Source organism: Streptomyces sp. HP-A2021 (assembly GCF_022807935.1).
In the GTDB taxonomy this organism is placed as follows: Bacteria; Actinomycetota; Actinomycetes; order Streptomycetales; family Streptomycetaceae; genus Streptomyces; species Streptomyces afghaniensis.
Map to the genome: position 1 here is coordinate 4,155,796 of NZ_CP094344.1, position 13,982 is coordinate 4,169,777.

Annotated in this window: 11 protein-coding genes; 4 read left to right on the top strand and 7 right to left on the bottom strand. The window is 70.7% G+C overall.

Annotation, left to right across the window (positions count from 1 at the left end):
- Nucleotides 1-49 precede the first annotated feature (49 nt).
- From MQE23_RS18785 to MQE23_RS18805, 5 genes are read right to left on the bottom strand one after another with little or no spacing between them, the layout of a single operon-like run.
- Entirely contained in the window at nucleotides 50-973 is a 924-nt protein-coding gene (locus MQE23_RS18785) for a type II secretion system F family protein (RefSeq protein ID WP_020272653.1), read from the bottom strand.
- Nucleotides 973-1,923 (bottom strand): type II secretion system F family protein, encoded by a 951-nt coding sequence (locus MQE23_RS18790; RefSeq protein ID WP_037667904.1) that lies wholly within the window; start codon nucleotides 1,921-1,923, stop codon nucleotides 973-975. Before MQE23_RS18790 ends, MQE23_RS18785 begins: the two co-directional genes overlap by 1 nt.
- 55 nt (nucleotides 1,924-1,978) lie before the next feature.
- Nucleotides 1,979-3,286 carry an ATPase, T2SS/T4P/T4SS family gene (locus tag MQE23_RS18795; RefSeq protein ID WP_243379654.1) on the bottom strand — a complete coding sequence of 436 codons (1,308 nt, stop codon included), beginning with the start codon at nucleotides 3,284-3,286 and terminating at the stop codon, nucleotides 1,979-1,981.
- Nucleotides 3,283-4,185 (bottom strand): hypothetical protein, encoded by a 903-nt coding sequence (locus MQE23_RS18800; RefSeq protein ID WP_020271097.1) that lies wholly within the window; start codon nucleotides 4,183-4,185, stop codon nucleotides 3,283-3,285. Before MQE23_RS18800 ends, MQE23_RS18795 begins: the two co-directional genes overlap by 4 nt.
- 17 nt (nucleotides 4,186-4,202) lie before the next feature.
- Nucleotides 4,203-4,931 carry a hypothetical protein gene (locus MQE23_RS18805; RefSeq protein WP_020271098.1) on the bottom strand — a complete coding sequence of 243 codons (729 nt, stop codon included), beginning with the start codon at nucleotides 4,929-4,931 and terminating at the stop codon, nucleotides 4,203-4,205.
- 545 nt (nucleotides 4,932-5,476) lie between these two features.
- Here MQE23_RS18805 and MQE23_RS18810 point away from each other — a divergent pair.
- The 3 genes from MQE23_RS18810 to MQE23_RS18820 all read left to right on the top strand — a co-directional run bounded on the left by MQE23_RS18810 (nucleotide 5,477) and on the right by MQE23_RS18820 (nucleotide 9,634).
- Nucleotides 5,477-6,178, top strand: a complete 702-nt coding sequence (locus MQE23_RS18810; protein WP_243379655.1) for a hypothetical protein — start codon at nucleotides 5,477-5,479, stop codon at nucleotides 6,176-6,178.
- Nucleotides 6,179-6,339: 161 nt separating this feature from the next.
- Nucleotides 6,340-8,394 (top strand): hypothetical protein, encoded by a 2,055-nt coding sequence (locus tag MQE23_RS18815; protein WP_243379656.1) that lies wholly within the window; start codon nucleotides 6,340-6,342, stop codon nucleotides 8,392-8,394.
- Entirely contained in the window at nucleotides 8,384-9,634 is a 1,251-nt protein-coding gene (locus tag MQE23_RS18820; RefSeq protein WP_243379657.1) for a hypothetical protein, read from the top strand. The genes MQE23_RS18815 and MQE23_RS18820 overlap by 11 nt, the downstream gene beginning before the upstream one ends.
- Here MQE23_RS18820 and MQE23_RS18825 read toward each other — a convergent pair whose 3' ends face one another.
- Together MQE23_RS18825 and MQE23_RS18830 are read right to left on the bottom strand one after the other, a co-directional pair.
- A complete protein-coding gene (locus MQE23_RS18825; protein WP_243379658.1) occupies nucleotides 9,635-10,807 on the bottom strand; it encodes an LCP family protein in 1,173 nt (390 codons plus the stop codon).
- 34 nt (nucleotides 10,808-10,841) lie between these two features.
- Nucleotides 10,842-12,773 carry a glycosyltransferase gene (locus MQE23_RS18830; RefSeq protein WP_243379659.1) on the bottom strand — a complete coding sequence of 644 codons (1,932 nt, stop codon included), beginning with the start codon at nucleotides 12,771-12,773 and terminating at the stop codon, nucleotides 10,842-10,844.
- 425 nt (nucleotides 12,774-13,198) lie between these two features.
- On the opposite strand from MQE23_RS18830, the gene MQE23_RS43670 reads away from it, so the two are divergent.
- Nucleotides 13,199-13,972, top strand: a complete 774-nt coding sequence (locus tag MQE23_RS43670) for a hypothetical protein (protein ID WP_347710137.1) — start codon at nucleotides 13,199-13,201, stop codon at nucleotides 13,970-13,972.
- Nucleotides 13,973-13,982: the final 10 nt, after the last annotated feature.

Below are 13,982 nucleotides of genomic sequence, written 5' to 3' on the forward strand. Positions count from 1 at the left end.
ATCAGTTCCGGGAAGTTCTGGAGTTGTGAAGGTCGGCTCACTGCACGGCTCACTGCACCTGGAACACCCGCATCGCCGCCGGAAAGATCAGGAACACCAGGAACCCGGCGCACAGCAGCAGCTGCGCCACGAGCATCGACTGGGACTTCTCGCCCGCGCTGCCCTCGATCTCGGCGAGTTCGCGGTGCCGCATGGTCTCGGCCCGGGAGGCGAGGGACTCGCGCACCTTCGCACCGTCGTCCGCGACCAGGGCCAGGGAGGCGGAGAGGTCCTTGAGCTCCTCGACGCCGATCTCCTCGCCGAGCTGGCCGAGCGCCTGCCACTGGCTGAGGCCGGTGATGCGGGCGTCGGAGAGGGCGTTGCGGATGCGCTGGTTGGCCCAGCCGTCGGAGATCTCGGCCGCCGCCATCAGGGCCTCGGGCAGACCGCGTCCGCCGGCGAGGCTCATCGACACCAGGTCGAGGTACGCGCCGATCACGCGCCGCAGGTCACGCCGCTTCTCGGCCGCGTCCCGCCGTACCTCCAGGTCGGGCAGGAAGAAGAAGATCACCGCGAAGAGCAGCGCCAGCCACACCGGGATGATCGGGCTGCGGCCGACGCCGAGCGTGTAGACGATGGCGAACAGGAACGGGCCGAAGAACAGGCCCGCCACACCCAGCAGCACCTTCGTCGCCAGGAACTTCTCCCAGCTGCGGTCCAGGACCGACAGGTCCGCGCGCAGCGAGCGCTGCTCCCAGCCCTGCTGGAGGTAGAACTCGGAGACCCGCAGGCCGACTTCGGCCCGCAGGGCGCCCAGGCGCCCCTTCTCGCGTTCTACGCGGGCCGACTCGTAGGCCGAGCCGCGGGCCCGCATCGCGTCGATCCGCGCGACCTGTGAGATCGCGCTGCGCTTGCTGGGCATGAGGGCGCGGACGAGGGCGTAGATGCCCAGGCCGAGGACGGCGCCGACGACGAGCGGCATCGTGAGGTCCATCAGCGTGCCCCCTCTTCCTGCGGCAGCCGCTGCTGGGACTGCGCTTGCGACGGCGTCCTGGGGCGGACGAACTGGACGGATGCCTCGTCGCGGACCAGGAAACGCTCGGGCGTCTCGATGGTGGACAGCTTGCGCAGCCACCAGAAGCCGAGTGCGAACAGACCGCAGACACAGGCCAGGACGAGCTGTCCGACGGGGGTGCCGTACGGCTCCACGAAGTCACGGTTGAAGATCGACAGGCCGAGGACGAAGGCGATCGAGACCGCGACGACGATCTGCACGGACCGCCGGGTCGAGGCGCGCTGGGCCATCACCCGCTGCCGCATGTCCACTTCCTCGCGCGCCGACTTGGCCAGCGCGCCGAGCACCTGGCGCAGACCGGGTCCGCGCAGGCGGGCGTTGAGGATCAGGGCCGCGACGATGATGTCGGCGGAGGCGTCGTCGATCTCGTCGGCGAGGTGCTGGAGTGCCTCGGGCAGCGGGGTGCGGGCGCGCAGGCGGTCGACGAGGGCGTCGAGGTGGGGGCGCAGGACCGGGGCGGCGGCGCGGGCGGAGGCCGGGATGGCCTGCTCCAGGCCCACCGCGCCGGCGATGGTGTCGCGCAGCGACTCGGTCCAGGAGGCCAGGGCCTCCACGCGGCGCATGGCGGCCCGCTCCTCACCGGCGCCGCCGAACAGGCGGTCCCAGAAGAAGACGAGGACACCGGCCGCGATACCGGCGACGGCCCAGCGGGTGAGGACGAGGACGACCAGGCCGACGATGGCGGCGAGCGAGCCGCGCTGGCCGGCGAACCGGATGAGTTCGCTCGCCCGCTGAGCGGCCTTCTGCTTCTCGTGGTCGGGCTTGACGGGCAGTCCACGTACGGCGACGAGGAGGAGGGCGATGCCGCCGCCGACGGCGACGCCGCTTCCTATCGAGTACAGGACGGTGGTGGAGAACAGGCCGCCCATGGAGCCGAGCGAGCCGAGTGCGGCGAGAGTCGTGTTCGTCGTGTTCATCCCCGGCTCACCCCCAGGTCCCGGACGGCCGGTAGCCGTGTGCCATCAGTTCCTCCAGGCAGGCTATGGGGGCGTGCGGCACGATCCGGCCGTCGGGGGCCTCCGCGAACACCTCGCTGGACAGGACGCGTCCGTCGACGCCGTTGACCTCGCGGACGGAGGTGACCATGCGCTGGAGGCGGCCGCCGTTGCCGAAGTCGTTGCGCCGCTGGATGAAGACGACGAAGTTCACCGCGCCCGCGATCAGCAGCTGGCTGGCCTCGATGGGCAGCCGCTCGGAGGCCTGCAACGCGTAGGTGGAAATACGGTTGAAGACCTCGCTGGAGCTGTTGGCGTGGATCGTGGACAGCGAGCCGTCGTTGCCCTGCGACATGGCGTTGAGCATGGTGACGATCTCGTCGCCGAGGACCTCACCGACGATGACGCGGGAGGGGTTCATACGCAGCGAGCGGCGCACCAGTTCCGCCATGGAGATGGCGCCCTGGCCCTCGGAGTTGGGCAGGCGCTCTTCGAAGGCGACGACGTTGGGGTGCAGGTCGGGGAAGGTGTCGAGCCCGAGCTCCAGGGCGCGCTCGACGGTGATGAGGCGCTCGTGCGGCGGGATCTCGTTGGCGAGGGCGCGCAGGAGCGTCGTCTTACCGGCGTTGGTGGCGCCGGCGATCATGATGTTCTTGCGGGCGCGGACCGCGCAGGCCAGGAAGTGGGCGACCTCGGGGGTCAGCGTGCCGTTGCCGACGAGGTCGGAGATGAACACCTTGCCCATGCGCGCGCGGCGGATGGACAGCGCGGGGCGCCGGGCGACGTCCATGACGGCGGACAGACGCGAACCGTCCGGAAGCCGCAGGTCGAGCTGCGGGTTGGCCGAGTCGAAGGGGCGGGAGGACAGACCCGAGTAGGCGCCGAGGACCTGGATGAGCTCGATGAGCTCCTCGTCGGTCTCGGCCACGGGGTCGCCCTTCACCTCGCGCCCGTCGGCGTAGCCGACGAAGACCTGGTCGCACCCGTTGATGTCGATGTTCTCGACCTCGGGGTTGTCCAGCAGCGGCTGGAGCCGGCCGACGCCGAACAGCGCCGCGTGCACGGCGGCCGCGTACTGCTCCTCGGTCTCGGCGTCCAGCGGCGTACGGCCCGCGTTGATCTCCGCGCGGGCGTACTCCTCCAGGATCTGGGCTATGACGGCACGCGCGTACTGCCGTTCGTCCTCCGTGGACATCGGAGTGACGTTGTTGAGCTGGTCCTGTCGGCGCTGCTCGGCGATGCGGTCGCCGGCGTCCTGGCGGAACCGCTTGACCAACTGGTGGTCGACAGCGGTCATGTGCCGGCCCCCGCGTGGCCCTGCATCTGGCCCGGGTGGTTGTGCTGGACGTGGTGGGCCTGCTGAACGTGGTGGGCCTGGTTCGCCTGGGCGGAGGCGGCCCAGGCGGCGCCGTACTGCTGGTAGAGGTCGGCGGCGACCTTGCGGGCCGAGCGGATCAGCAGCGACTTGTCGAGACGGCCGCGCCTGCGGCCGGCCAGCTGTCCGGCGCCGGCCGGGTCGTCGGCGATGGTGCCGACCACGCGGGCGCCGGTCTGGGCGTGCACGAGCATGTCGTTGACCTGTGAGGCGAGCTTGCCGGCGTTGCCCGTGTCGGCGATCAGGACGACGCCGATCACCGGGTTGGCGAGGCTCGCGGCGCCGCGCGGTCCGCCGTGCAGCTTGCCGGCGAGCGCCGCGGCACGGTCACGCACCCGTGCGATCGCCTCCGGCTCGGTGCGGGAGAGCAGCAGCACGAGGGAGGCGTGCGGGAACAGCTCGACGGCAGGGGTGTCCCCGCTGATGCGTCCGCAGTCGGCGATGACGTCGGCGGCGGCGTTCGGGGAGTCGGCGAGGGAGGCGAAGGCGTGCCCGAGGGTGGGCCACAGCCCCGCGAGCCCGGCGGCCTGCTCGGCGATACCGAGCCCGACGAGCACTTCCAGTCCCCCGCTGAGCGGCTGTACGTGGTCCCAGAGCTGGTCCGGTACGAGTCCGCGGCGCGCGGTGGCGGCGATGGACAGCATGCCGGTGTTGGGGTTGAGCGGTCCGCCGTGCGCGGCGGCACTGCGGTAGACGAGGTCACCGCCCGCCGGGTCCGTCTCGGCGAGCAGGACGCGCCGCGGCCAGACCGCCGCGAGGGCGACGGCCGCGGTGGTGACGCCGGGGGAACCCTTGTCGGCGGCGAGAGCGATGAGCGCCATGGGTCGGGTGCCGCCTTCTAGTTGCCGGGGACGTGCACGATGGCGACCTCGTTCGCGGCCGCCGCCGAGGCGAGCGCGGCCGCGTCGGCCTGGTCGACGAGGAGGGTGAGCGAGAGGTTGCCCGTGCTCACGGTGGCGTCGCTGTCGTCCTCGACGGCGTTCACGCGGGCGTTGTCGACGAGGGCGCCGCCGCCGGAGGTCGAGGTGCCGCCCGAGCCGGTGCTGTCGTCGGAGCTGTTCGAGCTGGAGCCGGTGGTGCCGACGCGGTAGGCGGAGACGACGTCACCGGCCTTGATGTCCGACGGGTACTGGCCCGCCTTGAGGGCGAGACCGACGGAGGCCTTGCCGGCGGGCAGGCTCGCCTTCTTGGCGAACATCTCACCGACCGCGATGGTCCCGGGGTAGATCGTGGACTTGGCCTTGTACGTCTGGATGGTGGCCAGCTGGGACCACTCGACGTAGTGGATGCTGTCGTCCTTGGCAACCATGACGGAGGTCACGTCGCTCTTCTTGAGGGACTCCCCGGCCTGGACCTCGTTCGTCACCTTGACGACCTCGATCCGGTCACCGGCCTGGAGCACGAGCATCGTCGCGCCCAGCGCACCCACCAGGATGAGCAGCACGGCGAGGGCCGCCAGTGCCGGTTTGCGCTCGCGAGGTGGTGTGGGAAGCCGGTCACCGACCGACGGCTGAGCCGGAGCGGCGGAACGACCGGCGCCCGCCCCCGTACGCTCTTGGATCTTCACGCAACCGCTCCCCGTACACCCAAGAAGTTATTTACCAAATAGGACACTTCGCACTTCTCGGCCCGTTGGATTGATGCCTGAGCTGGCCGAATAACCAGCGCCGAAGTGAGTGTCAAGCCATGGCACCGTATCAGCCGCACATAAGCCCCTCAAGGCGCGTCCGAACTCAGAGAACACACCACCCGCACCGTTATCCGTCTGCAACTTCTGGCAGGTGAACGCTGGTTGCGACAAGGGCCGAACTATCGGGTCTGGTGTGCTGCAGCGAACTCGCCGCGGCAGCGGGTGCGCACCCGCCCCGGGGCGGTCAACACCTCCCGGCCATCATGCCTGCACGATTCACTCACAAGGCGCGCTCCGGGGCATCGAGGTCCAGGCGCCCCCGGATGCCGGTACTCCGGGAGGTTCCACGCTGCCCGTCGCAACCTCCTGGAAGAGAGGATTTGCTCCAGCACTTCATGGGCCCGTCGGGAGCGGACAGTGGGTTCAGTAGAGTGCGGCGGCGACCTCATCTCGGTCACCATCCCCCCAGGAGGAGTCCCCCCGTGAAGCGCGTCACCCTGGCAGCCGTCTCCCTCTTGGCCTTGGCCTCCGCACTGACGGCCTGCTCGGGCAGCGAGGACACGCCCGCCAGTTCGCCGTCGGCGCCGAAGGCCAAGCCGGTCACTCCGGCGCAGCGGCTGGCGAAGGTCATGGTGACGAAGGACGACCTGCCCGGCTACAACGTGTCCAAGCCCGACGCCGAGTACGCCTTCGCCAAGTCCTCGGACGAGGTCACGGTCGACAAGCCAGGCTGCACCCCGCTGGTCTACGCGATGAACCAACTCCCACTCGGTGAACCGCAGGCCGACCTCACGCGCAGTGCCGGGGCTGGTTACGGCAAGGAGATCACGTCCATCACTCTCGCCTCGTACGAGCCGGCGGCAAAGGCCGAGTCGGTGTTGGCCGGTTTGGCGAAGGCCGTGTCCGAGTGCGGCGACGGTTTCACCGCCAAGGCGGGCAAGAACACCTCGGCCTACGACTCGGTCACCGCCGAGAAGGGCAGGACGACTGGTGCCGTCGCCTTCCGGTCGACGATGACGTTCCGGGGTGTCACCCACACTCTGCACACCGAAGCCGTCCGCCACGGCGACGTGCTCGCCGTCTACTTCTCGGTGAACGGCTTCGCCATCGCCGACGGCATCCGGCCCAGCGACGCCAAGATTCCCACGAACGTAGTGAAGGCGCAGAACGCGAAGCTGGGCTGAGGCCGGCCGCCCCTACGAATCCTCAGCTACCGGCACCGGTCCTCGGCCCCCACGGCGCCACCCGGGGTCGGACCGCGCCGCAACCAGCCGACCTGTAGCACTCGCGAAGCCCCGAGTAGAGTGCGGCGCGGACAGTGATCGGGCCGCGGGGGGTCACACCGGTGAGGGCAGTCACGGCAAGCGAGTCCTACGCAGGACAGACATGGGCAAGAAGCGGTGGCGGAACTCGTGTCCTCTGGCTGTTTCTCGCCCTCTGGACGCTGACGGCCGTCTTCGCAAACGCCACCCCGGCCAGAGCAGCGGACACGATCCCCGCCACCCAGGCCGCCTACCTCGCCGACCGCCTCCGCGAGAACCCGGTCCACGTCACCGACCAACTCCCCCGCGAGGTCCCCCGGTCCACCGCCCCCGACTTCGCCAGGCTCGCGAAGAGGACCGGCGTCCCGACCTACGTCCTGGTCCTGCCCATGCAGAGCAGCACGGACGGCAAGCAGCTGCTCGGCGCGGTGCACGACCGGCTCGGGCGTGATGGGCTGTACGTCCTGTTCGAGGGGACGGATCTCGCGGCGGCCACGGCTTACGGCGTCCGCGCCCCTGCGGACGCCGCCGCCACCGTCGCTCTGTACGAACTCCCCTACGACGCGGGCCCGTTGCGCAGGTTCGAGCGCTTCGTCGACGTCATCGCGCAGGGCGAGGAGAAGGCCACCGCCCGTGCGGAGGCCGCTCGCCAGAAGTACCAGGACGACGAGCCCGCCGAGATGTACATCGGCCCGTCCGACCGCCGCAACCAGTCGTTCCTCACGGGGAGCCTGCTGACCGGCGTACCGCTGCTGATCGTGCTGGGGGCCTGGTACGTGCGGCGCCGCCGTCGGCGTTCCGGGGCGGAGCGGCGCGTCCCCCGGTGGGTCGTGCCCGGGGCGGCCGTCCTCACCGCCACGGCGATCGCCCTCACCGCTCCCGTCGTCTTCGACCAGACCAAGTCGAGCGCGGCTGAGCCGCCCACCCCCACCGATCTGACCGCCCGTGTGGAACGCGTCGCGTCGGGACTGAAGCAGGACCCGGTCTATGCCGACCCGGAGAGCCCCCGCGTACTCGACTCCCGCCAACTCGACGCGCTGCACGACCGGATCCGGGACTTCCGGCGCTCCGACGGCGGCGGCCCGGTGTTCGTCTCCCTCGTGCCGCAGACGCCCGAGAGCGAGTCGGCCGGTGACGCGATGCTGTTCGCCGCGGCGGTGCACGCCAAGGTGGGCGAGGACGGGGTGTACGTCGTCGCCGATCCGGACGACGGCACGATCGACGTCTACAACCACGGGCTGCGGCTGGACTCCACCCGCCTGTCCTTCGGCCTGCCGGACTCCGTCACGTTGGGCGACAGCAGGGCGGACGAGGCCGACGACCACCTCCTCGGCGAGCGCCTCGACAAGCTCATGACGTTCATCGACGAGACCCCCCGCACTGACCGGCCGCAATCCGAACCCGCCCCGGCCCCCGCCCCGAGGGCCGCCGACGAGAACACCCTCCCTCCCCTGTTCGCCACCGACTTCTGGCCCGGCCTGTTCGTGGGCGCCTTCCTGGCTCTTCTGCTGTCCGGTCTGGTGGCCGGACTGACGTGGGGTTTCGGCGGCCTGCTGCGGTGGCGCTCTCCCGCCCCCGAGCCGACCCACCGCCTGCCCCTCACGGCCCCGACCGAGCCGTCGGTGTCCTACCTCCGGCGTACCGCCTACGCCGAACTCACCACCCTCACCGAGGAATTCGCCGGCCGGGACGAACGCGGTCGCGCCTGGGACCACCTCGACGCGGCGCTGCTCCTCGTCGACGGCGACCTCGACCGCGTCAGGGAGTCGGGCACCGACCCCGCGACCCTGGTCGCGGTCATCGTGCTCGCTCGAGCGGGCCGTGCCGCGCTCGCCGACGACACGACGGACCTGTGCTGCGGCGTCAACCCCCTGCACGGGCCCGGCGTCAGCCGCCACCACGTCCGCGTCTCGACCGAGGGTGTCGCCCGCCGCCTGCTCCCCGTCTGCGAGTTCTGCCGCAACACGGCCATCGCCGACCCGAGCGGCATCCCGGGCAGTTTGCTCAAGCTGCCCGACCCGTCCTCGGGCAACAACCGCCTGCCGTACTACGCCGTGACCGACGGACCGCTGACCGCCCTGCCCCACGGAATCGCCCGGCTCGTCGACAAGGTGAGGGAGACCGCAGGTGTCCACTGACGTCAAGCGCCTGATCACCGTCCTCGCGGCGCTGCTGCTGGCGGCGCTCACCACCACGCCGGCCCGTGCGGCGGACGGTGACGCCCCGAGCGCCGGGCAGCGCATCGCCGAGGCCCTGCGTACCTCGCCCGTCTACGTCGACGAGGCGTACGCCGATGCCGTACCGCCCTCCCGGCAGCGGCAGTTGGCGGACCGGATCCGCCGGACGGGCCTGCCGGTCAAGGTCGTTCTCACGCCGCTCACCAAGGGCGACGCCTTCGACGGCGACTCCGGTGTCCTGGCCGGAATCGTCCGTGACCGGCTCCAGGACCAGCGCGAACTCATCCTCATCACCACGGACGGCGACTTCCCGGACTCCCTGAACGGCTACGAGTGGCCCGCCGACACCCACCAGACGCGGGATGCCGTGGCCGCCGCCGGTTTGCTGGACGAGACGCGGGACGCGGGGCTGGCCGACCTGACCGCCGAGGCGGTGGATCTGGTGGCGGAGGGGAAGGGCACGCAGCGGTACGAGGAGGCGGTGAAGGAGCTGGACGGCTCGGCAGCACCCGATGCGCAGGCCTCCGGCTCACCGGCGTCCGAGTCGTCTTCGGACGGCACCGGCGGGTGGTGGCTCTGGCCGCTCATCGCCGTGCCCACCCTGGCCCTGACCGCCCTCGCGACCCGCGCCCTGGTCCGTTCCCGCAGGACCCCCTCGGCCATCCCCCAGCTCGTGTTCGCCACGGCCCGTGCGGCCGACGAGGCGGAGCTGCGGCACCGGGCCGAGGCGGAGGTGCTGGCCCTCGGCGAGGCGACCCAGGCGGCCGACGTCTCCACGACACCCGCTCTGCAGCGCGCCCTCGACGCTTACGCCGCCGCCGGCAGGGTCCTCGACGAGGCCCGGGGCGTGCCGGACCTGGCGGGCGTCCTGGCCCTGGCGCAGGAGGGCCGCGACGCCCTCGCCTGCTCCCCGGCCCTTCCCCTCTGCTTCTTCGACCCCCGGCACGGCCGTGCCGCCCTCCGCACCGGCTGGCGCCAACTCGGCCGACGCGACCGGCTCGACGTGGCGGTGTGCCAGGGGTGCGCGGACGCGCTGCGGGCCCGCAGGGCGCCCGAGGTGCTCACCGACACGGACGAGGACGGCCGTACCGTGCCCTACTTCGAGCTGCAGGCCGGGCGGAGCGTGTGGGCGGCCACGGGGTACGGCTCGCTGATGTCACCTCTGGACGGTTTCAACGCCCGCCGTACCGCGACTCGTTGATCAGCCGGTCGGCCGGTCCTCCCGCAATGCCGTGAACAGGGCGCGGGCCCGCCGGTCGTCCCACTTCACCGCACTGCCCTTGGGCGTACGCAGGTCCGGGTCGGCCACGGGCACGTTGAGCTGTCTGCCCCCGCCGGACGCGGCCTTCCGCAGGGCCTCGAACAGCGACATCAGGTCGGGCAGCTCCGTCTCCTCGTCCACGATGAGCGTGTCGAGGCCGGCGCGCAGGGTCGGGAAGGACTTGGACGGGTCGGCGAGGGTGGACGGAGTGACCGCCTTGCGGGCCAGGGCGGCGAGGAACTTCTGCTGGTTGCGGGTGCGGCCCAGGTCCCCCTGGGCCTCCTGCTTGCGCTGCCGTACGAAGGCGAGCGCCTCGGCACCGTCGAGCGTCTGGCAGCCGGCCGGCAGGTCGGCGCCGGAGTCCTTGTCCCGTACGGGCTTGTCCAGGCACATGTCCACGCCGCCGACCGCGTCCACCACCCCCACGAAACCGGCGAAGCCGATCTCCGCGTAGTGGTCGATGTGCACACCGGTGTTGCGTTCCACGGTGCGTACGAGCAGATCGGGGCCGCCCAGGGAGAACGCCGCGTTCAGTTTGTCCGGCGCGGCCCGGTAGCTGCGGCCGGTGTCGGGGTCGACGTAGGGAGGCAGGGTCACCCAGGAGTCGCGCGGCAGGCTGAGCATGGTGGTGCCGTTCGCCCCGGTGTGCAGCAGGATCACCGAGTCGGTGCGGCGCCCCTCGGCCGAGCCGGTGTTCAGCTCCTTCCGGTCCTGCTGGGACAGTCCCTCGCGGCTGTCGGAGCCCACGACCAGGTAGTTGGTGCCCTCGCCGCGCGGCACCCGGCCGGAGAGCGTGCCGAGGTCGACCTCCTGGTTGAGCCGGGTGTCGGCCCAGACGTACGTACCGGCGCCGGCGAGCAGCAGGACGGACGACAGGACGGCCGCAGTACGCACGAACCGGCGGCGCCGGCTGGGACGGCGCCGGTTCCTGCTGCCGCGGCCGTCGCGTGGGTGGATGCTGGTGGCATAGCGTCCGGGGGCGGCGGGCGAGGGCATGCCCGGCAGGGGGGCGGTGCGGGTCGAGGGCGGTGGTGCGAGGGAGGGGGCGGGCGGTTCCTGCCGTGGAGCCCACCCGGGACGGGGTTCTCCCGGACGGTCGGTCCAGTCGCTCATCGACGCCTCGAAGGTGCTGTGGGGGTCTCTCAGGTCAACGCATCGGCACGCTCCCGCTCCTATACGGAACCGGCCCGCCGATCTGTTCAGCGGCCGTCCCGGAGCGCTTCATCCGCTGCCACCGCAGCCGGCTGCCGAGCAGCAGCGCGACGAGCGACTGGATGACGACGAGATACATCAACTGCCGGTAGACGACGATCTGGAACGGCATCGACCACAGGGCCCGGACCGGCTCGCCGTCGAGTCTCAGCGCGTAGCCGGAGCAGACGATCTGCACGCCGAGGAACGCGAACCACACCGCAGCCGACTCCCACGGGTCGCGGAACAGCACGCCGTACAGGGCGTAGACGTCGATGACGGGCGCGAGCAGCGGCAGGGCGACCTGGAAGAGCGCGAGGTAGGTCAGCCCGCGCCGCCCGAACCGCCCGGCGGGCCCCATGGCGAAGAGGGCCCCGCGATGCTTCCACATCGCCTGCAGGGTGCCGTAGCACCACCGATAGCGCTGCCGCCACAACTGCCTCACGCTGGTGGGAACTTCGGTCCAGGCGACGGCGGACTCCTCGTACAGCACCCGCCAGCCGGCCCGCCACAGGGCCATCGTCAGGTCGGTGTCCTCGGCGAGGGTGTCCTCGCTGACCCCGCCGACGCCGATCACCGCGTCCCGGCGGAAGGCCCCGATGGCGCCCGGCACGGTCGGCATGCACTCCAGCACCTCGAACATGCGCCGGTCGAGGTTGAACCCGAAGACGTACTCGAGGTGCTGCCAACGGGCCAGCAGGCTGCGCCGGTTGCCGACCTTGGTGTTGCCGCTGACGGCCCCCACGGCGGGATGCGCGAGCGGCTGCACGATCCGCTCGATGGCATCGGGCTCGAAGACGGTGTCGGCGTCGACCATCACGACGATGTCGTACCGCGCGTGCGCGAGCCCGGTGTTGAGGGCGGCGGCCTTGCCGGAGTTGGGCTGCCGTACGACCTCCACCCGCGGATCCCCCGTGCTCTCGGCGATGTCGGCGGTCCGGTCGCTCGACCCGTCGTCGATGACGACGACCTGGAGCTCCCGATGGGTGGAGTCGAGCAGCGACCGCAGGGTCGACCCGATCCCGGCCACCTCGTTGTACGCCGGAACGAGCACAGTCACGGGTCCGGAAGTGTCCCGCATCCAGGGCGCCCCGGTCCGGAACCGCTCCAGCCGGCGCACATGGGCCCGGGCGAACAGGGCGAGCAGCAACAGCCGCAGCACGCCGAGCCCCCCGGCGACGCCGAGGATCCAGATCATGGCGGTGGAGAAGGCCTGCCCGAGTCGCGTGACCTGGATCAGCCCCTGCCCCAGCCACCGCTCGACGAGGGACGGGGACGTGTAGGGAACGAGCCCGAGCCCCTGGGACACGGTGGTGAACCGGTCGACACTCCGGTCCCTCAGCAGCCTGCGCGCTTCCAGATAGGCGCTCTCCGTCTGGCCGAGCTGCCGCACGATCCCCTGCGCCGGCTTGCGCGCCCCCTTGTCGGCGGCGACGAGCACGTACCCGTACCCGGTGGCGCGCCGCGCCGCCTGCCACTCACGACCGCACAGGGTGTCGGGGGTGGTGGTCCGCGGCATCCGCAGCAGATTCGTACGCAGCCCGGTGGCGCCGGCCAGCGCGCTCTGGGTCAGTTCGAGCTCGGACCGGAAGCGGGGCGCGGACGACTCGCCCAGCACGGCCCCGGTGTACGTGTTGGACCCGATCTCGTGCCCCTCGGCACGGATGCGACGGACGAGTTCCGGGTGCCGGGCAGCCTGTGCGCCATGCAGGAAGAAGGTGGCGCGAGCCCCGTTCTGCTTGAGGAGTTCGAGCAGCCGTGGGGTCCAGACGGGGTCGGGCCCCCCGTCGAAGGTGAGGGCGACGGTCCGGGCGGGCATCGAACCGGACCGGATCCCGTCCCGGTTGATCCCGATCACGGGCCCGCCCTTCGCGACGGCCTCCGGCACGGGCGAGGCACAAGGCGTCCGCGCCTTCGCGGCGTCGACCTCGTGCTGGGTCCAGCCCTCGAAGATCAGGAGGGCGAAGACGATAGGGAGGGTGAGGGCGAGTAACAGCCAGTGGGCGCGGGGGTCTCGGGACTGCTTGTGACGGGCTCGGGCTTTGGATATGGCGGAGGTCAGGGCGCGTCACCGCCCCCGGGCCCGGACCGAACACCGACTCCCGCGGACCGTCTTCTCCACACGCTTCCGTAGAACTCACCGGGTGAAGCGGACGTCTTTATGCTGCGGGAGTTACGCATGGGGCGCGAGTGTAGTTTCGGATGTCTGGCTGTTGGGGCGGAACGGTGAGCTTCACAGGCCGGGGGCTCCCGCCGATGGCCCCACTCGGCGATTCGAACACTCGGCACTCTTAGTGACCTGAGCCGGACTGCGTGGACGTGTCCCTGCCCAGCGAACATGGACCTGTCTTCGAGTGGGACAAGCCGAAGGATAAGAACGAGGCGGCTGCGATGGAGGATGCCGCGAACTACTTCCGGGCCATTTATCGGGGCGTGGCCAAGCGCACCACCAAGGACCCGGCCGTTACCGCTTACGCCGCCGGCGATGGGGTGCACTACGCGGGTACGCAGATCAACGCCTGGATCGACGGCGGCTGGACCGCTACCGGGACACTGCGCCACTACGACGCCGCCACGTGCTCCGCTACGAACCGCAAGTCGGTGGACGTGGCGTTCTGCGCGGACACAGGCAAGTTCTACGGCAAGGAAGTCAAGACGGACAAGAATCTCAAGACCAAGCCCATCATTGAGGACTTCGACTATTTCAAGATCGTCACGGTCAAGTTCCCCACGGTCATGGAACCGTGGCAGGCATCAAGGTGTTCGTCGAGACCAAGGCGGAGAAGTGCCGGTGAGCCAGTCACACCGTGGAGCCTCGGCACCAGCGCTCCGGACGACGCACACTGCGGCGCGCGGGGACATCCCTGCATAGGCACGATCAAGGCGCAACAAGCTCCCCAAGGCCCCATACAGACCGACCACCCGGGTTCCTCATCGAGCAGCCGGGGCCGGTCGCCAGAACGCGGACGATCCGGACGCGGCGTAGATCACAAACCATCCGGTAAGTCCAATATCACCCACGTTTGCATCAAAGTTCAGTATGGCGAAACCGAGAACCTCACCGATACCTTCAGATCACTTGACTGAGTCTTTGTCA